The 19,534-nt window shown below is 70.0% G+C and carries 17 protein-coding genes; 11 read left to right on the forward strand and 6 right to left on the reverse strand.

The window, feature by feature from the left end; translation table 11 throughout:
• Positions 1–73: 73 nt before the first annotated feature.
• The 3 genes from AW271_RS28860 (at position 74) to AW271_RS28870 (ending at position 1,384) form a co-directional block, all read left to right on the forward strand.
• Positions 74–541: a hypothetical protein gene (locus tag AW271_RS28860; RefSeq protein WP_062340753.1), complete on the forward strand. Its 468-nt coding sequence runs from the start codon at positions 74–76 to the stop codon at positions 539–541.
• Positions 538–1,077 carry a ferritin-like domain-containing protein gene (locus AW271_RS28865; RefSeq protein ID WP_063818148.1) on the forward strand — a complete coding sequence of 180 codons (540 nt, stop codon included), beginning with the start codon at positions 538–540 and terminating at the stop codon, positions 1,075–1,077. The genes AW271_RS28860 and AW271_RS28865 overlap by 4 nt, the downstream gene beginning before the upstream one ends.
• Positions 1,078–1,198: 121 nt before the next feature.
• Positions 1,199–1,384, forward strand: coding sequence for a DUF4236 domain-containing protein (locus AW271_RS28870; protein ID WP_030450894.1), 186 nt, complete (start codon positions 1,199–1,201; stop codon positions 1,382–1,384).
• 98 nt (positions 1,385–1,482) lie between these two features.
• Here AW271_RS28870 and AW271_RS28875 read toward each other — a convergent pair whose 3' ends face one another.
• From AW271_RS28875 to AW271_RS28885, 3 genes are all read right to left on the reverse strand, one after another.
• The gene (locus AW271_RS28875; protein WP_174553125.1) at positions 1,483–3,222 is read right to left on the reverse strand and encodes a proline--tRNA ligase; all 1,740 of its coding nucleotides are present in this window, start codon (positions 3,220–3,222) and stop codon (positions 1,483–1,485) included.
• Between the two features lie 47 nt (positions 3,223–3,269).
• Positions 3,270–3,827: a hypothetical protein gene (locus tag AW271_RS28880; protein ID WP_062340755.1), complete on the reverse strand. Its 558-nt coding sequence runs from the start codon at positions 3,825–3,827 to the stop codon at positions 3,270–3,272.
• A 158-nt stretch (positions 3,828–3,985) separates the two neighbouring features.
• The gene (locus AW271_RS28885) at positions 3,986–4,408 is read right to left on the reverse strand and encodes a hypothetical protein (RefSeq protein WP_245653254.1); all 423 of its coding nucleotides are present in this window, start codon (positions 4,406–4,408) and stop codon (positions 3,986–3,988) included.
• Between the two features lie 197 nt (positions 4,409–4,605).
• On the opposite strand from AW271_RS28885, the gene AW271_RS28890 reads away from it, so the two are divergent.
• The 4 genes from AW271_RS28890 to AW271_RS28905 all read left to right on the forward strand — a co-directional run bounded on the left by AW271_RS28890 (position 4,606) and on the right by AW271_RS28905 (position 7,935).
• Entirely contained in the window at positions 4,606–5,898 is a 1,293-nt protein-coding gene (locus AW271_RS28890; RefSeq protein WP_083977383.1) for an FAD-dependent oxidoreductase, read from the forward strand.
• A gap of 23 nt (positions 5,899–5,921) precedes the next feature.
• Entirely contained in the window at positions 5,922–7,055 is a 1,134-nt protein-coding gene (locus tag AW271_RS28895) for a DUF6986 family protein (RefSeq protein WP_062340756.1), read from the forward strand.
• An 84-nt stretch (positions 7,056–7,139) separates the two neighbouring features.
• Entirely contained in the window at positions 7,140–7,571 is a 432-nt protein-coding gene (locus AW271_RS28900; RefSeq protein WP_062340757.1) for an Hsp20/alpha crystallin family protein, read from the forward strand.
• A 16-nt stretch (positions 7,572–7,587) separates the two neighbouring features.
• The gene (locus AW271_RS28905; protein ID WP_062340758.1) at positions 7,588–7,935 is read left to right on the forward strand and encodes a MerR family transcriptional regulator; all 348 of its coding nucleotides are present in this window, start codon (positions 7,588–7,590) and stop codon (positions 7,933–7,935) included.
• Here AW271_RS28905 and AW271_RS28910 read toward each other — a convergent pair.
• From AW271_RS28910 to AW271_RS28920, 3 genes are all read right to left on the reverse strand, one after another.
• The gene (locus tag AW271_RS28910; protein WP_062340759.1) at positions 7,921–8,598 is read right to left on the reverse strand and encodes a copper homeostasis protein CutC; all 678 of its coding nucleotides are present in this window, start codon (positions 8,596–8,598) and stop codon (positions 7,921–7,923) included. The two genes, AW271_RS28905 and AW271_RS28910, sit on opposite strands and share 15 nt — an antisense overlap.
• Positions 8,599–8,630: 32 nt before the next feature.
• On the reverse strand, positions 8,631–9,227 hold the full coding sequence (locus AW271_RS28915) for a GNAT family N-acetyltransferase (RefSeq protein WP_062340760.1): 597 nt from the start codon (positions 9,225–9,227) through the stop codon (positions 8,631–8,633).
• 331 nt (positions 9,228–9,558) lie between these two features.
• Positions 9,559–10,314, reverse strand: a complete 756-nt coding sequence (locus tag AW271_RS28920) for a GntR family transcriptional regulator (RefSeq protein ID WP_062340761.1) — start codon at positions 10,312–10,314, stop codon at positions 9,559–9,561.
• Between the two features lie 811 nt (positions 10,315–11,125).
• Here AW271_RS28920 and AW271_RS28925 point away from each other — a divergent pair.
• The 4 genes from AW271_RS28925 to AW271_RS42970 are packed head-to-tail and all read left to right on the forward strand — an operon-like array spanning position 11,126 to position 19,420.
• Complete coding sequence (locus AW271_RS28925) at positions 11,126–11,548, forward strand: GtrA family protein (protein ID WP_169806408.1); 423 nt, start codon at positions 11,126–11,128, stop codon at positions 11,546–11,548.
• A gap of 53 nt (positions 11,549–11,601) precedes the next feature.
• Positions 11,602–13,845, forward strand: a complete 2,244-nt coding sequence (locus AW271_RS28930; protein WP_218008205.1) for a glycosyltransferase family 2 protein — start codon at positions 11,602–11,604, stop codon at positions 13,843–13,845.
• Positions 13,842–15,317 carry a glycosyltransferase gene (locus tag AW271_RS28935; protein WP_083977387.1) on the forward strand — a complete coding sequence of 492 codons (1,476 nt, stop codon included), beginning with the start codon at positions 13,842–13,844 and terminating at the stop codon, positions 15,315–15,317. Before AW271_RS28930 ends, AW271_RS28935 begins: the two co-directional genes overlap by 4 nt.
• Positions 15,318–15,325: 8 nt before the next feature.
• Positions 15,326–19,420, forward strand: coding sequence for a PQQ-dependent sugar dehydrogenase (locus AW271_RS42970; protein ID WP_063818149.1), 4,095 nt, complete (start codon positions 15,326–15,328; stop codon positions 19,418–19,420).
• The last annotated feature ends 114 nt before the right edge of the window (positions 19,421–19,534 follow it).

A 19,534-nucleotide genomic window follows, 5' to 3' on the forward strand; every position in this document is an offset into this window, starting at 1 on the left:
GCGTCAGTGTGGCGCGGGTCTGGTCTCGTCTGGAGCGCTCTACCATGGGCGGGTGCCTGTGGGAGAGTCCGGTATGAACCTGTCCCGGCGTGCCCTCCTGGGTGCCGGGGCCGGCCTGGTGCTGGTGGGTTGCGCGAAGGGCCAGGAGGCCGCGTCACCGGCGGCTTCGCCCTCCCCCGATCCGCACGCCGCGCTGCTGGCCGGGCTCATCGGCGGCAAGGAGAAGCTGGTCGCGCTCTACCAGCAGGCTGCGCTGTCCAACACGAAGCTGGCGCCGGTGCTGCAGCCGTTCCAGCAGCGCCACCTGGCCCATCTGGCGGCCCTGCGCAGACATCTGACCGAACCCGGTTCCCCCGCCGCGACCCCGACCCCCGTGGTCAACCCGGAGGTGACCGTGGAAGCGCTCAAAGAGGCCGAGCGGGCCGCGGCGGCCGAGCGGCCCGAGCAGGCCGCCGCCGCCAAGCCCGTCGTGGCGCAGCTGGTGGCCAGCATGGGGGCCTGTGAGGCCGTCCACGCCCAGGCTCTCGGGCGGCTGAAGTGAGCGCCTCCGTCGCGCTCTCGAAGGCGCTGGCCGCCGAGCACGCCGCCGTGTACGCCTACGGCGTCATCGGCGCCAAGACGAGCGGCGCGCTCCGGGTCCGCGCCACGACCGGCTTCGACGCCCACCGGGCCCGCCGCGACCAGTTGCGCGCCCTGATGCGCCGCCGGGGCGAGACCCCGGCCGAGCCGGGCACCTACCAGCTGCCCTTCGAGGTGACCACGGCCGCCCAGGCGGCCCGGCTGGCGGCCTACGTCGAGGAGCGCGTCTGCGCCGCCTACGTGGAACTGTCGGCCGACACCGACCCGGGGCTGCGGCGGCTGGCGGTGCTGGCGACCCAGGAGGCGGCCGTACGCGGCTTCGGCTGGCAACCGCAGATCACCGCCTTCCCGGGCATGCCGGGCCTCGACCACGCGGTCTCCAGCCCCGCCGTGACCGAACCCACGCCCATGAAGCCGAGCTCGGGCGAGCCGCGGCAGCCTCAGGAGTCGACGGCCCCGGCGATGCTCCCCGCACCGGGACCCGCCCCGACGCCCTGAGGCCGGGCAGCCTGACGACCCGTGCGCGGGGCTGAAAGCGTCACCGCGGCACTGTCGCCGGAGCACCCCGATTCATGAACGTTTCCGTTTATTCCCGATTTCTCGGGTAGTTCAGGACGTCATGAGTTGGGGCTTCCGAAAGACGATCAAGATCGGTCCGTTCCGGATCAATTTCTCGCGCGGCGGAGTCGGCCACAGCGTCGGCAAGGGTGGCGTGCGGTACACGAAGCGCGCCGACGGTGGAAAGCAGGTCAGCGTCGACCTGCCCGGTGGGTTCTCCTGGCGGCGGTCGTTGAGGCGCCGCTAGATCGGATAGCTCCCCTCCGCGCGAGCGGAGGGGGCGTGAGCGGGCGGTTCGTCACACTCCCCCCATAGTGACGAGCCGCCCCTCGCTGTGTCGGCGGGCTAGGCGCAGGCCTCGACGACCTTCTGGACGGCCTCGCCGAGCGGGATCTCGGCCCGCTCGCCCGAGGCGCGGTCGCGGAGCTCGACCACGCCGGTGGCCACGCCCCGGCCGACGATCAGCACAGTCGGGAGGCCGAGCAGTTCGCTGTCCTTGAACTTCACGCCCGGGGAGACCTGGGGCCGGTCGTCGAGGAGCACGCGCAGGCCCTTGGCCTCCAGCTCCTCGGCGATCTGCGTGGCGATCTCGATCTGGTTCTCCTTGCCGGTGCCGACGATGTGCACGTCGGCGGGCGCGACCTCGCGGGGCCAGGCCAGGCCGAGGGCGTCGTGGCGCTGTTCGGCCATCACGGCCACGGCGCGCGAGACGCCCACGCCGTAGGAGCCCATGGTGATGCGGATCGGCTTGCCGTCGGGGCCGAGGGCGTCGAGCTGGGCGGCGTCGGCGTACTTGCGGCCGAGCTGGAAGATGTGGCCGATCTCGATGCCGCGGTCGATCGACAGGTCGCTGCCGCAGACGGGGCAGGCGTCGCCGGCGCGGATCTCGGCGGCCTCGATCGTGCCGTCGGCGATGAAGTCGCGGCCGGCCACCACGTGGGCGGCGTGCTTGCCGGGCTCGTTGGCGCCGGTCACCCACGTGCTGCCGTCGACCACGCGGGGGTCGACCAGGTAGCGGATGCCGAGCTCCTTGAGGACCTGCGGGCCGATGTAGCCGCGCACGAGACCGGGGTGCCTGGCGAAGTCGCCCGCCTCGAAGATGGCCGGCTCGCCGGGGGCCAGCGCTGCCTCCAGTCGCTTGAAGTCGACCTCGCGGTCGCCGGGCACGCCGATGACCAGGGTCTCGGGCTCCTTCACGCCGGGCGTGACGACCTTGACGACCACGTTCTTGAGCGTGTCGGCCGCGGTGATCTGGAGGCCGTGGTGCTCGTTCATGTAGGCGACGAGCGTGTCGATGGTCGGCGTGTCGGGGGTGTCGAGCACCGTCAGGGCCGCGCGCTCGCCGGTGAAGGCCGCGGGGGCGGGGGTGGTGACGGCCTCGGCGTTGGCGGCGTAGCCGCAGGTGCGGCAGGCCACGAAGGTGTCTTCTCCGGTGGGGGCGGGGGCGAGGAACTCCTCGGAGGCCGAGCCGCCCATGGCGCCGGAGGTCGCGAAGCAGATCTTCACGTCGATGCCGAGGCGCTCGAAGATCCTGATGTACGCCGCCCGGTGGTTCTCGTAGCTGCGCTTGAGGCCCTCGTCGTCGAGGTCGAAGGAGTAGGAGTCCTTCATCACGAACTCGCGGCCGCGCAGGATGCCGGCGCGGGGACGGGCCTCGTCGCGGTACTTGGTCTGGATCTGGTAGAGCGTGACCGGATAGTCCTTGTAGGAGGAGTATTCGCCCTTCACCATGTCGGTGAACATCTCCTCGTGGGTGGGCCCGAGGAGGTAGTCGTTGCCCTTGCGGTCCTTCAGCCGGAACAGCGTGTCGCCGTATTCGGTCCAGCGGCCGGTGGCCTCGTAGAAGTCGCGGGGCAGCAGGGCGGGGAAGAGCACCTCCTGGCCGCCCATGGCGTTCATCTCCTCGCGGACGACCTTGGCGACGTTCTCCAGGACGATCTTGCCCAGGGGCAGCCAGGAGTAGATGCCGGGGGCGACGCGGCGCACGTACCCGGCCCTGACCAGGAGCTTGTGGCTCGGGACTTCGGCGTCCGCCGGATCCTCACGCAGGGTGCGCAGGAACAGGGTCGACATCCGCAGAAGCACGGCTACTCCTCGATAGGGCTGCTGTAGTCGTAAAAGGCTACCGAGAATCAGAGCGCCTGAAGCACCAACCCGTATCCGGCGCTGTAGGCGAGTCCGATCACGGCGCCGTAGACCCGGTCGCCGAGGCGGCGGCGGAACAGCAGCAGGAAGCCGGCCCACAACACCGCCGAGGTGGTGAGGGCGTAGGGCCACTCGTCCGACAGGACCAGCAGTTCCTCGGCGGTCATCGACAGCAGCACGCCCGCGGTGAGGCCGTAGCAGACGCCGCCGACGCGGTCGCACCGGGTCGCGCCGTAGCCCAGGGGGCCCAGCAGCGCGATGATGGCCAGGCCCACGACGATGCCGCCGGGCGCGGTGCCGAGCCCGGCGAAGGGCGCGTCGTGGTGGATCGCCGAGCCGGCGGTGATCTGGCCGACCAGCGCCCCGAACGCGGCCATGCAGCTGTTGAGTAAGGCCCAGCCGAACCCCGCCGCGCCCGCCCCGACGATGACGGCGAGCACCATGATCATGTACGGGTCGTACACGGCCATGATCCAGAAGGGCGCGGCGCCGGCGAGCCCTGCGCCGATGAATCCCACCAGTGCGCCGCCGACCAGCGCCGCCACCAGATACCACTGGCTGCGCCGATCGCGCCGGTCAAGTGCGATGAATTCCTGTTCAGGGCCAAGTGGGCCGTGTTTGCTCCGACTGAAAGCCCAGACCATCGATTCCCCCGAGCGATGTCCGCGTACAGCACTTTCAGTCTATAAGCGGACAAAGAGGATCACCCGCCCAGGAGCTCCTCCCACGGCTGGCGCGATCCGGTGCGCCGCGACGGGTCGAGGGCCTCGGAAAGACGCCACACGCCGGGGCGGGCGCGCATGCGGTCGAGCCCGAGCGGGTCGATGGCCCGCAGGTCGAAGCTGACGCCCATCACGTCGAGGCGGGCGCACAGCGGGGTCACCGGAGCGAGCGGGCCGACCAGCGGGCCGGGGAAACCCGGCTCGCGCACCCGCTCGATGAGCAGGTCGGCGACCTCGGTGGCGAAGGGGCCCTCGCGCCACTCGATCTCCCAGCCGTCGGTCCCGGGCCACCAGCCCAGGTCGCGGCAGGTCTCCATCATCTCGGGCTCGGTCGCGAAGGCGGCCATCACGCGGCCGAAGGCCTCGTAGCGCCGCGCGCCGATCTCGTCGCGGTGGAATCTCATGTCGGGGAGCGTTTCATCTCCCGTGCCATCCGCACCCGGATTTACGCCGGTGCGCCGTCGCCGTTTCCCCGCTCCGCCCACGAGGTCCAACTGTGATCGCGGAACAGATGTGGCGCAACCCCCAATATCGCACTGGCTACCCGGCCCCGGATGGGTAAAGAATCCGGAGAGCGGCTTCTTTGCAAGGAGGCATCCCCGTGGCGCTGCGTGTCGCTGTGGTGGGCTCCGGCCCGGCCGGGATCTACACCGCCGAAGCTCTGACCAAGCAGTCCCCCGGCCCGGTCGAGGTCGACGTCCTGGAGCGCCTGCCCACGCCCTACGGGCTGGTGCGGTACGGAGTGGCGCCCGACCACACCTCGATCAAGTCGATCGCGTCCTACCTGCGCCGGGTCCTGGAGGCCCCGGGGGTGCGGTTCCTCGGCGGCGTCGAGCTCGGCCTCGACCTGTCCGTCGACGACCTGCTGACCTGCTACGACGCGGTGGTCTACTGCACCGGGGCGATGGTCGACCGCAGGATGGGCGTACCGGGGGAGGATCTGCCCGGGAGCGTGGCGGCCACCGACTTCGTGAACTGGTACTGCGGCCATCCCGACGCCCCCGACTTCACCCTCGACGCCGAGGACGTGGTGGTGATCGGGGTCGGCAACGTCGCGGTCGACGTGGTCCGGATCCTGGCCAAGACCGCCGACGAGCTGCGCTCCACCGACGTGCCCCACAACGTGCTGACCGCGCTGGCCGAGTCGAAGGTCAAGCGGGTGCACATGGTGGGCCGGCGCGGGGCCCAGCACGCCAAGTTCACCCTCAAGGAGCTGCGCGAGCTCGGCGACCTGCTGAACGCCGACATCCTGACCTTCCCCCACGAGGTGGCCTGCGACGACCTGACCGAGCTGACCCGCCAGATCAGGGGCAACGTCGACGTGCTCCAGTCGTGGTCGGCGCGGGTGCCGGAGAACCGGCCCCGCCGCCTGGAGGTGCGTTTCTGGCTGCGGCCCGTCGAGATCCTCGGCGTCTCCCACGTCGAGGGGGTACGCCTGGAGCGCACCCGGCTCGACGGCCGGCGCGTCGTGGGCACGGGCGAGTTCGAGACGATCCCCGCCGACATGGTGCTGCGCTCGGTCGGCTACCAGAGCGTGGCCCTGCCCAGCGTGCCGTTCTCCGAGGAGACCATGACCGTGCCCAACGTGGCCGGCAAGGTGCGCGACCGCGAGTTCGTCGCGGGCTGGCTGAAGCGCGGCCCGACCGGGGTGATCGGCACCAACAAGTCCGACGCCGCCGAGACCGTCCGCACCCTGCTGGCCGCGGTGACCGAGAGCCCTCGGGAGGTGCGCGTCGACGACCTGCTGCGGGAGCGCGGCGTGCGGCCGATCACCTATCCCGACTGGCTGGCGATCGAGCAGGCCGAGGAGAAGCTGGCCCGCACCCTCGACCGGGGCGAACGGGTCAAGCTGGTGGGGCGGGCGGCCATGCTGGAGGCGATCGGCCGGAGCTGATCGGCGGGGGTTAGGGTCGGTTCGTGGAGATCAACGTCGCGGGCTTCGACAACGTCCACCGGACCCAGCAGGCGCGGTTCCCGGTCAGGGAGATCGCCTGGCAGCCGGTCCACACGGTCTACGTGCCGGCGAACCTGCTGACCGCCTCGACGGTCGCCGACTGGGGCGCGGAAGCGGCCCGGCTGCTCGCGCTGACCACGCCCGAGGAGTTCGCCGAGCTGTTCGGCGGCGACGTCCACGACCGGGTGGCGCGCACGCTGGCCCGAGAGCCGATCCAGGACCTGCGCGTCGACTTCGAGGACGGCTACACCGGTGCCGACGAGGACGCCGACGTGCTGCGGGCCGCCGAGGCGGTGGCGGCCATGCCGGCCCTCCCCCGGCGCTGGGGTCTGCGCGTCAAGTCGTTCGCCGACGGCGACCCGGGGCGGTCGTTGCGCACCCTGCGCAGCTTCCTGGCGCGGGTCGCCGAGCTCAGGGGCGGGCTGCCCGACGGCTTCGTGATCACCTTCCCCAAGGTGCTGATGGAGTCCTACCTGGGCATGTTCGCCCGCGCGCTGGCCGAGCTCGAACACGACCTCGGCCTGCCGACGCTGGGCTTCGAGATGCAGGTCGAGGCCCCGCAGACGATCCTGTTCCTCCAGCGCTCCCCCGACCTGGTGGCCAACCTGCGCGGGCGGTTGCGGGCGGCCCACTTCGGCGTCTTCGACTACACCGCCGCCTGCGGCCTGCCGCCCCACGAGCAGCGGCTCGACCATCCGGCCTGCGACCACGCCCGCCACGTCATGCAGACGGTGCTGCACCCCGAGGGCGTCGAGCTCTCCGACGGCTCGCTGGCCGCCGCGCCCGCCTCGGGGTCCAAGGCCGACGTGCTGGCCCTGTGGCGGCGGCACGCCGAGACGGTGCGCCACTCTCTGGCCCACGGCTACTACCAGGGCTGGGACATGCACCCCTCCCACCTGGTCAGCCGCTTCGCGGTGGTCTACGCCCACCATCTGGCGACCTACGACGAATACCGGGCGAGGGTGCGCGCCTGGCAGGCGAGCCGCCAGGAGGGCGGGGTGCTCGACGAGCCCGCCACCATCAAGACCCTGGTCGCGGCGCTGCGCCGGGCCGATCTCGCACTGGGACTTGACAGCGCTTCGACAGAAAACCTATAACTCTGCTTGTAGGTTCTCTCTCTGACAGGAGACAGGTTGACGGGAGCCCACAGGGGCCTCCCGGATCTTCGGAGGTGATGCGCGATGTTGCTGACGTCGATCGACCCGTTCGTGCAGGAGTTCGAGCGGCAGTTCAGTCAGCTGACCCGGCAGTACACGAAGGACGAGACCACCGCGGTCATGCCGATGGACGGCATCCGCCGCGCCGACGACGTGGTCCTCCGCTTCGACCTTCCCGGCATCGACCCCGGCTCGGTCGAGGTCACCGTCGACCGGGGCGTGCTGACCGTCTCGGCCCGCCGCTCGGAGGAGTACGCCGAGGGCGAGCGCCTGTTCGTGCGGGAACGGGTCATGGGCGCCTTCACCCGGCGGGTCTACCTCTCGGAGCACCTCGACGCGGAGGCCATCGAGGCCGCCTACGACAACGGCGTGCTCGCGGTGCGCATCCCGGTGCTGGAGAAGGCCAAGCCGCGCAAGATCGTGATCAGCACCGGCCACCGGGCCATCGACGGCTGAACGGGAAAGGGGGCGGATGAGCGCCGAACTGCCAGGGGCCTACCCGGTCGGCCTGTCGGCCATGGACGACGAGTTCGCCCCCATGTTCAGCGTGGGGCAGGTCGCCTCGATGCTGGAGGTGCAGCAGGCGTTCCTGCGCCGCATCGACCAGCAGCAGGTGGTCTCGCCCCAGCGGTCGGCCGGCGGCCAGCGCCGCTACAGCCGCCACGACATCGGCCAGATCCGGCAGGTGGTCGTCCTGATGGGCGAGGGCATGACCCTGGCGGCCGTCCGCCGGATCATCGAGCTCGAGTTCGAGGTCATCCGGCTGCGCCGCGAGCGCGACGAGCTCCTGGCCCGCCTGCGCCGCCTAAGCGTCGAGTAGCGCGCGCCAGCGGGCCACCCGCCGGGGGTCGACCGCCGACAACCACGACTCGCGGGCCGCGCTGCCGATGTGGAACGCCTTGATGCCGTAGTCGAGCAGCACCGGCACGTGGTCGAACGACAACCCTCCCCCGGCCATGATCAGCGCCGCGTCGCCCGCCTCGGCCCGGGTGCGCAGCACCGGCAGCCCCTCGCCCACCCCGCGCGGGGAGCCGGAGGTCAGGATCGTGGCCAGGTTGGGCAGCAGCCGCACGGCCCGCCAGCCCGCCTGGACGTCGGCCGCGTGGTCGACCGCGCGGTGGAAGGTCCACGGCAGCGGCGCGGCCGCGTGGATCAGCGCCTCGGTGGCCGCCAGGTCGACGGCTCCCTCGGCGGTCAGGAAACCGAAGACGAAACCGGCCGCGCCGGCCTCGGCCATCTCACGCACCTGGGCGCGCAACCGGGCCAGTTCCTCGTCGCCCGCGGTGAAACCGGCGTCGAGCCGGACCATCACCATCTGCGGCAACGTGCACTTCTCGGCGATCGCGGCGACCGTCTCCGCCGGCGGGGTGAGCCCGCCGGCGGACATGTCGGCCACGACCTCAAGGCGATCCGCGCCGCCCTCTTCTGCGGCCACGGCGTCGCGCACGTCGAGCGCGATGACTTCAAGCAACGGTCCGGTCATGGGGGAACAGTAGCGGGTCCCATCGCGCCTCTTCAGTGGGTCAGCAGGACCTTTCCGGCCGCGGTCAGGTCGCGCACCCGCGCCTCGGCACGGCCGCCGCGCAGTCCCGCCGGCCGCTCGAACAACGCCCCCGACGCGCGGTGCGGGAGGTCGACCGTGCGGACGTGCCGGAAGCGCTGCCCCAGGTAGTAGCCCTGGAGCCGGGTGTTCTCCTTGGAGCAGTCGAGCCGCACGTGCCGCCGCCCGGCCGCCAGGGCCCGCAGGCCGGCCCAGTCGAGCAGCACCTCGCCGAGTCCCCGGCCCGAGTGGGCCCGGTTCACCGCGAGCTTGTGGACGTAGAACGCCGATTCCGGACGGTCGGCCGCTGTCCAGAACTCGGCGTCGGCGTGGTCGTCCAGGGCCATCACGGCGGCCGTTTCGTCATCGACGGTCAGGACGTAGAGGACTCCCTCCTCAACGAGAGGGGCGATGCGCGCGGCCGGGAAACCGCCGCTCGGCCACTGGCGGACACCGAGACCGTCGAGCCACCGCGCCGCGTCCGCGAGAAGAGTGAGCACGTCGGGAAGGTCGGCGGCGTCCGCCCGGCGGAGCACAAGTTCTGCGGAGAGGTTGAGGGTGTCGATGCGCATGGGGGATCCCTTCGTTGCTGCGGGTTTACGTGTGATTACTGAGAGTGACCAATTAGGTGCGCAGGGCATCCGTCGCCCCTAAAGCGCGACCTGATTGGACGAAATGGGAGGGGGCTAACAGCCCGCGCGCCTCTTCGGCGGATTCACGGCGCGAGCCACAGCCGGCCTTCGGCCGCCCGCGTCTCGCTAACGGCCTCGCGTCAGAAGGCAGGCCTGATACCTGCGGTGGCGGCGTTTGACGCACAGGCGAGCGCCGCCCCGAGCGCGGCCCGGGGGGCGCTCGCGGCGCGACCACAGGTGAGACGGTCCTAGATGGACGGCCTGAGTTCGGTCAATGACGTTCCAGCTCGTACCTGATCAGATGCTTGTCGGCGGGGAGCACCGACACGGCGACCCGGACGGGTGCTTCGTCAGGGTCGTACCCGACACGGACATAGACGACAACTGGTGTACCGGGTTCTAGCTGTAGACGTGTCGATTCATCCGGAGTTGGCATACGTGCCGAAATATCGTCGACAAAGCGGACCTGGGGGTGCCCCAGCTCCTCGAGAACCCGGTTGGCCCCGCGGGTGATGTTGCCGGGACGCACGATCTCGGAGTCGGCGACCAGCCTGAGCGGGTAGTAGGAGTCGTTCGTGTTGTACGGCTGCCCGTCCACGTACCGCAGCCGCCGGCGCACCACGGTGAGGGCGTCGTCCTCGACGAGTTCGAGGCGGGTGGCGACGTCGTGGGGCGGCTGCACGATCTGCACTTCTATGTTCTGCTCGGCCACCCGCCCCTCGGAGGTGACGGCGTGCACGAAGGCGTCGAAGCGCGGGAAGTCGCCGCCGAGGGGTAACAGCTCGTCCTGCGGGCGCATCAGCAGGGGGCGGCGTTCGCGCACGAAGGTGCCGCGCCGGCGCATGCGGAGGATGAGGCCCTCGTTCTCCAGCTCACCCAGGGCCAGGCGGACCGTGTTGCGGCTGACCTGATGGCCGTCCATGAGCTCGGTCTCGGTGGGGATCTGATCACCCGGGCGGAACTCACCCGAGTAGATGGCCTTCCGGAGTTCGGCGGCCACCTGCTGGTAGAGCGACGATCGTGCCATCTTTCCTCAATCCACCCTTTTGTGCCAACAAATCTAGACGATCTCGGTCTAACTTGGAACAACCACTTGACCCCACGGCGTGAGCGCCGCATTATCCAAACGTTGGTACAAATCCATCCAATGGGGGTGGGCCGGTGTTGGCGGTCCGTTCGGGTAGGCCCTACCTGCCCTGGCGCGATCCCTGTGAGGCGACGCGACTCCTGAGGTACGCGCTGCATCGTCAGGGCTTCACCCACACCTACCAGAGCAACGGAAATGGGATGTCCGTTCTGTCGGTATCGGCCGATCTGACTGTTTGGTGCAAGCACGGGTCGTTCGTCTGGAATGAGGATGGTCACGAGATGACACATCCGTCCGACGACCCGGTGGGCGCGGCCCGGTTGATCCAACGCCACTACCGCGCACCGCTCGAAGAAGACGACGGTGCCCCAGTGACTCCGCGCGATTAGCGGCGCCTACGACCCCATCCCTCGCCGGGGTCGTCGGCATCCTCGCCGCGCCGCGCGGAGCGGTGCGTGTCCTGGCGGGTCCCCCACGCCCGCCAGGACACGCCACCGTTAATCCCCTGTTGACCGCGCCGACCGGCGAAGGCCCCCCGTGACCTGCCGGGACCGTTCCAAGACGGTATTTCGGCCGACGCGCCATTGTCATTCGGCCGTGTCAGAAGTTCACATACTTAACTTCTCTACAGAAGTTCTCGCTAGCTATAGTTCACGCTGCGATAACGCCACCCTTGTGCGCATGTCATGAAACTTCATGACGCTTGGCACGTACCAATCCGCGATCACCAGGCACAAGCCGTGGGGGACGAGTGGCGATTGTTCCGGATTATCACTTACGTGTGGTGCGATTTCTCCTGGTGGGTGGTTTCTGCTTCGGAGTCCAGTACCTCGCGATGACCGCAATGGCATCGGCCGGCGTCCCGTGGACCCCCGCCGATGCCATCGGTTTTCTGCTGTCAGCCCAGCTCAACTTCGTGTTGAGCTCGAAGTTCACCTGGGGGGACCGCCGCTTCCCGCTCACCGTCAAGAGGTGGTCGAGCTACAACGGCACCGCGCTCCTGTCGCTGGCCGTCAACACCGGCGTTTTCGCCCTAGTACATCCATTTCTGCCAACTCTCATTTCAGCTGCGACCGGTGTCCTAATCGGCACGATTGTCACCTATCTCATATGTGACAAGTTCGTATTCGCCACCCGTGAGAAGGCCCGAGAGAAGGCCGAGGCCCTCGCGTGACCCTCGAGATTCCCAGCGCGCCCCCCCGAGCCGCGCGCTTATACACCGAAGGCGTGACCGTCGTCATGCCGGCGTTCAACGAAGAGGAGAACCTGGCGGCGACGGTCGAGGACTTCCTCACCACGCTGGCCGGCATGGAGCACCGGATCGTCGTCGTCAACGACGGCTCCCCCGACGGGACCGGACGGGTGCTCGACGAGCTCGCCGAGCGCCACCCCGGCCGGGTCATCGCGGTGCACCACCAGGTCAACCAGGGGTACGGCGGCGCGGTCCGCACCGGCATCGCGGCCGCCCTCGACCAGACCGACATGCGGCGCATCCTGCTCACCGACTCCGACGGCCAGTTCAGGGCCGAGGACCTGCTGACCTTCCTCCAGGTGCAGCGCGACGAGCGCGCCGACGGAGTGATCGGCTACCGCAAGCACCGCGCCGACCCGTTCGTGCGCACGGTCAACGCGTGGATCTGGACCCAGCTGAACCGGGTGCTGCTGCGCACCCGCAGCCGTGACGTCGACTGCGCCTACAAGCTGCTCGACCGCAAGCTCCTGGACGACCTGACGCTGACCGGCGAAGCCGCCGCGATCTCGCCGGAGCTGCTCGCCAAGATCGGCGCGGGCCACACGCGCATCGTCGAACACCCGGTCAACCACTACCCGCGCCAGCACGGCCACCAGACCGGCGCGTCGATCAGGGTCATCCTGCGCTCGCTCACCAGCCTCGCCGGCGTCTACCGCGACCTGGTCAGAGACGGCCTCAAGTGGCGCCGCACCCGCCGGGCGCTCACCCCCGACGACCCGCTGCTCGCCGTGGTGACCGGCCTCGCGGCCGTCCTGTCGGTCGTGGCGGCGGTCTACTACTTCAACCAGGGCGTGGTCCTCAGCTACAAGGACGCGGTCTCGCACGTCCTGATCGCGGCCCGCGTGGTCGACAGCCCGACCGCGGGCGTCGCCCAGCTCGGCGGCGTGTGGCTGCCGTTGCCGCACGTCCTGGCGGTGCCGTTCGTGTGGATCGAGTGGTTCTACACGACGGGCATGGCCTCCAGCATCGTCTCGATGATCTCGTTCGTCATCACGGTGCGGTACCTGTACAAGATCGCCGACGGCATGGCGGGCACCCGCTGGGCCGGCGTCGCGGCGGCCGCGGTGTTCGCGCTGAACACCAACGCGCTCTACCTGCAGGCCACCCCGATGACCGAGTCGCTGCTGTTCGCGTGCATCGCGGGCGCGGTCTACCACCTGCAGGAGTGGTGCCGGACCGGACGCTACGGCCAGATCGCCCTCTCCTCGATGTGGACCGTTCTCGCGACGCTGACCCGGTACGAGGGCTGGGTGCTGTGCCTTGCGGTCACCTGCGTCGTGGGCTACACCGCGCTGCGCCGGTGGCGCGGCTACACCCACATCGAGGCGAACCTGATCTTCTTCTCGGTGATCGCCTACAGCGGCATCGCGGCCTGGTGCGGCTGGAACTGGATCATCTTCGGCAACCCGCTCTACTGGCAGGTCGGCGAGTACGCCAAACCGTCTCTCTGGGTGACCGCCGGCGACCAGACCGTCGGCGACATCGTCGTTTCGGCCCAGACCTACCTGATCGCGATGGCCGACGACGTCGGCTACGTGACGCTGGGCCTCGCGGCGCTGGGCGTGATCCTCTACTTCGCCCGCCACCGCATCCACGCGGCCACGCTGGCGCCGTACGCGCTGCTCGGGTTCCTGCCGTTCTACATCTTCACCCTGTACGCCGGGCAGCGCCCGCTGCACGTCGCCGAGATCCACGGCGACCTCTACAACGTGCGGTTCGGCATGGTGATGGCGCTGGGCGCGGCGGTGTTCGCGGGCTTCCTGGTGGCGTACGTCAAGCAGGCGCGGCCGTTCGTGGCGGTCGCCGTGGCGGCCACGGTGCTGGCGGTGCCGGGCACCAAGACGCTGGAGGAGCCGGTGGCCTACCTCAACTCCCCCGGCGGGCGCATCGACGTCGGCTCGGCCACCTGGCTGAAGCAGAACTACGACGGCGGCCGGGTGCTCATGCAGAACTTCGGCAACGAGCTCGTCACCTTCCAGTCGCAGCTGCCCCTCGGGGAGATCATCTACGAGGGTTCGTTCCGGATGTGGGAACCGGCGCTGGCCGACCCCGTCACGAGCAAGGTGCGCTGGATCTACATGCGCTCGTCGCGGGGCTCGGAGGACGGCGTCTACACGTCGCTGCACAACACCCGGGTCCTCAACGAGAACTACCAGCTCCTCTACCAGGACGCCGACCGCCTGATCTACCGCGCCATCCGAACGGAGCCCGTGCGATGAGCACCACCGCCGTCATCCCCGACGAACTGAGCGCGCGCCGGCTGCTCAGCCGTGGCCAGGCGGTCACCGGCACGCTGGTGATCGCCCTGCTGGCCGGGGCGCTGGCGCTGCACGTCGTCACCGGCTGGGGCCCCGGCCCCATCTGGTACGGCCAGGCCGCCGTCGCCATCGTCACCGCGATCTACGTCGCCGTCATCGCCTTCAAGCTGGCCATGGTGTTCGGCGCGTGGGGCTCGCCGGTGCTCCGGTTCGAGCCCTCCGACATCGACACCATCCCGCGCGACGCGCTGCCCCTCTACACCGTCCTGGTGCCGCTGCACCGGGAGGCGGAGGTGCTGCCGTTCCTGATCAAGCGGTTGTCCCAGATGGACTACCCGGCCGACAAGCTGCAGATCCTGCTGCTGATCGAGGAGGACGACGACGCCACCCGCGGCGCGCTGGCCGCCGTCGACCTGCTGCCGCAGTTCGAGGTCGTGATCATCCCCCACTCCAACCCGAAGACGAAGCCGAAGGCGTGCAACGTCGGGCTGGAGAAGGCGCGCGGCGAGTTCTGCGTCATCTACGACGCCGAGGACCGGCCCGACCCCGACCAGCTGCGCAAGTCGGTGCTGGCGTTCCGGCTGCTGGCCGACCGCGTGGTGTGCGTGCAGGCCGAGCTCCAGTACTGGAACCCGTGGACGAACTGGCTCACCCAGTGCTTCGCGGCCGAGTACGCCACCAACTTCTCCCTGTCGCTGCGCGGCCTCGACCGGCACCGGCTGGCCATCCCGCTGGGCGGCACGTCCAACCACTTCCGCACCGACGCGCTGCGCGCGCTGGGCGGCTGGGACGCCTACAACGTCACCGAGGACGCCGACCTCGGCATCCGCATCGCCCGGCGCGGCTGGGACGTGCGCATGATGGTGTCGGTCACCGAGGAGGAGGCCAACAGCCACCTGGGCAACTGGGTGCGGCAGCGGTCGCGGTGGATCAAGGGCTACATCCAGACCTGGCTGGTGCACACCCGCCACCCGGTCAAGCTCTGGCGCGAGCTCGGCACCCGCCGCTGGATCGCCTTCCACCTGACGCTCGGGTTCTCCACGTTCACCACGCTCGTCAACCCGTTCTTCTGGCTGATGACGCTGGTCTACGTCTTCACCGGCACGCAGTACATCGAGGCGCTGTTCCCGGCCGTGGTGCTCTACCTCGGCGTGCTGACGATGATCCTCGGCAACTTCCTGATGATGTACTGCCTGATGACCGGCTGCATGGAGCGGGGGCTGCACCGCGCGGTCAGGGCGATGCTCACCGTCCCGCTCTACTGGGGCCTGATGAGCGTCGCGGCCTACAAGGCGTTCTTCCAGCTGCTGCGCCCCTCGCGCCGGCACTACTGGGAGCTCACCGAGCACGGCCTGGTCGACCACGCGTCGGCCCACGAGGACGAGACCGCCACCCGGCCCGCTCCGGCCCCTTTGCCGGCCCTCACCGACTAGGCACCACCATGCGCACCCTCACCGCGTTACTGCTCCTCGTCGTGCTCGTCGTCGTGCCCGCGCCGGCGGCGCAGGCCGCGCCGCCGGTCGAGTTCGACAAGACCCTGCTCGCCGACGGCCTCGACATGCCGACGGCCTTCCGGTTCGCGCCGGACGGCCGCATCCTCATCGGCGAGAAGAACGGCGCCATCAAGCTGATCAAGAACGGCGTGCTCCAGACCACGCCGATGATCACCCTGCCGACGGCCAACGCCGACGAGCGCGGCCTGCTCGGGCTGGAGCTCGACCCCGACTTCGCCACCAACCACCACGTCTACGTCGCCTACACCCGCAGCGACAACTTCAACCGGCTGAGCCGCTTCACCGTCACCGGCGACACCATCGCCGCGGCCTCGGAGCTGGTGCTCGTCCAGTCGAACCAGCAGTCGAACGTGTTCCACCACGGCGGCGAGCTGCGTTTCCTCCCGGACGGCAAGCTGTACTGGTCGCTGGGGATGAACACCTACAACCCCAACTCCCAGAACCTCGGCACGCCGCACGGCAAGATCCTGCGCGTCAACAAGGACGGCACGATCCCGCCGGACAACCCGTTCGCGACCACCCCGGGCGCCGAGCGGGCCATCTGGGCCTACGGGCTGCGCAACCCGTTCCGGTGGGACGTGGTGCCGAACGGACCCAACGCCGGGAAGATCCTCACCGGCGACGTCGGCGGCTCGGAGTGGGAGGAGATCAACCTCGTCGAGAAGGGCGGCAACTACGGCTGGCCCCTCGCCGAGGGCTTCTGCGCCGGATGCGGCTACGCCAACCCGGTCTACACCTACCCGCACACCGCTCCCCCGGCCGCGGCCGGGTCGGTGACCTCGCTGGAGATCTACACCGGGGGCACGTTCCCGGAGGAGTACGACAACGCGGTCTTCTTCGCCGACTACACGCTCGGGTTCATCAAGTACCTGAAGATGGACGAGGAGTTCAAGAGCGTCATCTCGGTCAACGACTTCGACCTGAACGCCGGCACGCCGGTGCAGCTCTCGACCGGGCCCGACGGGAACCTCTACCAGCTCGACATCTACCCGGGCGCGTTCTACAAGATCGCCCCCTCGGGCGGCAACCGCGCGCCGGTGGCCAAGGCGGCGGCCACGCCCTCCGACGGCCTCGGGCCGCTGGAGGTGCACTTCTCGTCGCTGGGGTCGGGCGACCCCGACGAGGGCGACGAGGTGACGTACCTGTGGGACTTCAAGGACGGCACGACCTCGACCGAGGCGAGCCCGACCCACACGTACACGACCAACGGCACCTATGACGTCACGCTGACCGTCAGCGACGGCGCGAAGTCGACGCAGGCCGCGGTCAAGGTCACCGTCGGCAACCGGCGGCCGACCGGCACGATCACCGCGCCGGTCTCGCTGGCTACGTACGACGCCGGCGACGTCATCACCTACGCGGCCACCGGCGTCGACCCCGAGGACGGCACGCTGCCGGCCTCGGCGTTCTCGTGGTCGGTGATCTTCCACCACGCCGACCACGTGCACCCGTTCCTCGGGCCGGTCAACGGCGTGCGCGGCGGCACGTTCACCATCCCGCGCGTCGCCGACAACGTCGCCACGACCTGGTATCGGGTGCAGCTCACGGTGACCGACGCGGGCGGGCTCCAGCACACGTCGTTCGTCGACGTGAAACCCAACCTGGTCGAGCTGACCTTCACCTCCGACCCGCTCGGGCCGACGTACACGGTCGACGGCGTGCCGTTCACCGGGACCAAGGTGGAGCAGGCGGTCGTGGGGGTCGAGCGGGTGCTGAGCGCCCCGGCGACCCAGTTCTGGAACGGCAAGCAGTACGCCTGGCAGGGCTGGTCGGACGAGGGCGAGATCACCCACACGATCATCACCCCCGGCGAGGACGCCACCTACGGGGCCGACTTCCTGGAGCTGACCCAGCCCCCGGCCCCGTGGGCCAGCGCCGACATCGGCCCGCGCACCGTCGCCGGGACCACCTACTACGACGCCGGGTCGTTCACGATCAAGGGCGGCGGCAACGACGTCTGGGACCAGACCGACGAGTTCCGGTACGTCTTCCAGCCGCTCCAGGGCGACGGCACCGTCATCGCCAAGCTCACCGAGCAGACCAACACCCACCCGTGGGCCAAGGCCGGCGTCATGATCAAGGAGTCGGCCACCCCGATGGCTCCCTACGCGGCCGTGGCCCTGACGCCCGAGAACGGCATGCACTTCCAGTACGACTTCCAGGGCGACGGCGGCGGCTACCCGTCGCTGGGCGGCTGGATGAAGCTGACCCGGACCGGCGACGTGTTCACCGCCTACCGCTCCGCGGACGGCGTGGTGTGGACGGCGATCGGCACCACCACGCTCCCGATGGCCGCCCAGGCGACCATCGGCCTGTGGGTCAGCTCCCACGACATGACCGCGCTGAGCGAGGCGGTCTTCGAGAACGTGCAGGTCACCCAGGGCTCGACGGTCGGCCCGGTGCCGTCGCCGTGGACCCGCGTGGACGTCGACGGCGCGACCCCGGCGGGCTCGGCCACCTACGACACGGCGACCGGGACGTACACGGTCAACGGCGGCGGCACCGACGTGTGGGCCGACACCGAGGAGCACTCGTTCCTCAACCGCCCGCTGACCGGCGACGGCTCGATCACCGCGCGCGTCACCTCGCAGTCGGAGACCGCGCCGTGGGCGAAGGCGGGCCTGATGATCAGGGGCCCGTCGTCCTACGCCGACCTGTTCGTCACGCCCGAGAACGGCATGCACTTCCAGACCTCCGACCCGTCGTCGGTGGTCGGCGGCCCGTTCGTCTTCCCCGACGCGTGGGTCCGGCTGACCCGAGAAGGCGACGTGATCAAGGCGTTCCGGTCGCCCGACGGGGAGAACTGGACCCCGGTCGGCCAGCACACCCTGCCCGGCCTGCCCGAGACGGTCTCGGCGGGCCTGTTCGTGACCGCCCACCGCGACGGCACCGTCCTGGGCACCGCGACGTTCGACCACGTGACGTTCGAGTCGGCCGACGACAACGGCCTCCCGGCGTTGTGGACGGGCGGCGACGTGGGCAATCCGGTGCTGCCCGGCTCGTCCGGGGAGCTCGGCGGCGTGTTCACCGTCACGGCCGGCGGCGACGACGTGTGGGGCGCGACCGACCAGATGCACTTCGTGCGCCGCTCCCTGACCGGCGACGGCACCATCGTCGCCCGGGTGAACGCGCTGACCCGCGCCGAGGCGTGGACCAAGGCGGGCGTCATGTTCAAGGAGACGACCGTGTCGGGCTCGCCGTACGCGGCGTTGCTGCTGAGCGCCGACCACGGCGTCCACCTGCAGACGACGGGCGAGCACGACGTGACCGGCTCCGACCTGGAGACCCCGGACGTGTGGCTGAAGCTGGTCCGCGCCGGGAACACGTTCACCGCCTTCGACTCCGACGACGGCGTGACCTGGACCCGCATCGGCGCCCGGACCGTGACGATGGCCGCCGCGGCGCAGGTCGGCCTGTTCGCCGTCTCCCACGACGGCAGCCAGACGACCACGGCGACGTTCTCCGACGTGACCGTGACACCGGCGAACACGACCGGCCTACCGGCCGGCTGGAACTCCGTCGACGTGGGCGGCCCCGCCCTGGCCGGCACCGCCAGCGTCAACGGGAGGACCTTCACCGTCTCCGGCGCGGGCGGCGACGTGTGGGGCACGGCCGACCAGATGCACTACGTCTACCGCGACCTCCCGGCGAACGGCACGATCGTGGCCCGCGTGATCAGCCAGGAGAACACCGACGACTGGGCCAAGTCGGGCTTGATGATCAAGTCTGCCGCGACGGCGCTGTCGCCGTACTCCGGGGTGTTCCTGACCCCGGCGCACGGGATCCACCAGCAGGCGAACTTCAACTCCGACGCGGACGGCGGAGCCGCCACGGCACCCGTGTGGCTGCGGGTGTCCCGGGTGGGGTCGACGGTGACCACCTACCGGTCGGCGAACGGCGAAGACTGGACGGCGATCGGCACGGCGACCATCGCCGGGCCGGCGACGATCGGGCTCTTCGTCTGCTCCCATGAGGCGGGACAGCTCAACACGACGGTCTTCGACCAGGTGCTGGTGAGCTGAACCGCTCGACATATGCCGGGCGCCTCCCTGCGCGGGGAGGCGCCCGGCCCCTTTCCGGGCCGGTCCGGCGGCGCGGGAACGCGGCGCTGACCTGCGGGTTCCGTAGTTTTCTGG

The sequence above is a fragment of the Herbidospora sakaeratensis genome (assembly GCF_001570525.1).
GTDB classification, from domain to species: Bacteria; Actinomycetota; Actinomycetes; order Streptosporangiales; family Streptosporangiaceae; genus Herbidospora; species Herbidospora sakaeratensis.

Bases quoted from the DNA above. Each gene is read 5' to 3' on its own strand.
- AW271_RS28900 (WP_062340757.1), top strand. From the start codon at position 7,140: ATGTTGCTGACGTCGATCGACCCGTTCGTGCAGGAGTTCGAGCGGCAG.
- AW271_RS42970 (WP_063818149.1), top strand. From the start codon at position 15,326: ATGCGCACCCTCACCGCGTTACTGCTCCTCGTCGTGCTCGTCGTCGTG.
- AW271_RS28870 (WP_030450894.1), top strand. From the start codon at position 1,199: ATGAGTTGGGGCTTCCGAAAGACGATCAAGATCGGTCCGTTCCGGATC.
- AW271_RS28885 (WP_245653254.1), bottom strand. From the start codon at position 4,408: ATGAGATTCCACCGCGACGAGATCGGCGCGCGGCGCTACGAGGCCTTC.
- AW271_RS28920 (WP_062340761.1), bottom strand. From the start codon at position 10,314: ATGGCACGATCGTCGCTCTACCAGCAGGTGGCCGCCGAACTCCGGAAG.
- AW271_RS28935 (WP_083977387.1), top strand. From the start codon at position 13,842: ATGAGCACCACCGCCGTCATCCCCGACGAACTGAGCGCGCGCCGGCTG.
- AW271_RS28860 (WP_062340753.1), top strand. From the start codon at position 74: ATGAACCTGTCCCGGCGTGCCCTCCTGGGTGCCGGGGCCGGCCTGGTG.
- AW271_RS28910 (WP_062340759.1), bottom strand. From the start codon at position 8,598: ATGACCGGACCGTTGCTTGAAGTCATCGCGCTCGACGTGCGCGACGCC.
- AW271_RS28905 (WP_062340758.1), top strand. From the start codon at position 7,588: ATGAGCGCCGAACTGCCAGGGGCCTACCCGGTCGGCCTGTCGGCCATG.
- AW271_RS28915 (WP_062340760.1), bottom strand. From the start codon at position 9,227: ATGCGCATCGACACCCTCAACCTCTCCGCAGAACTTGTGCTCCGCCGG.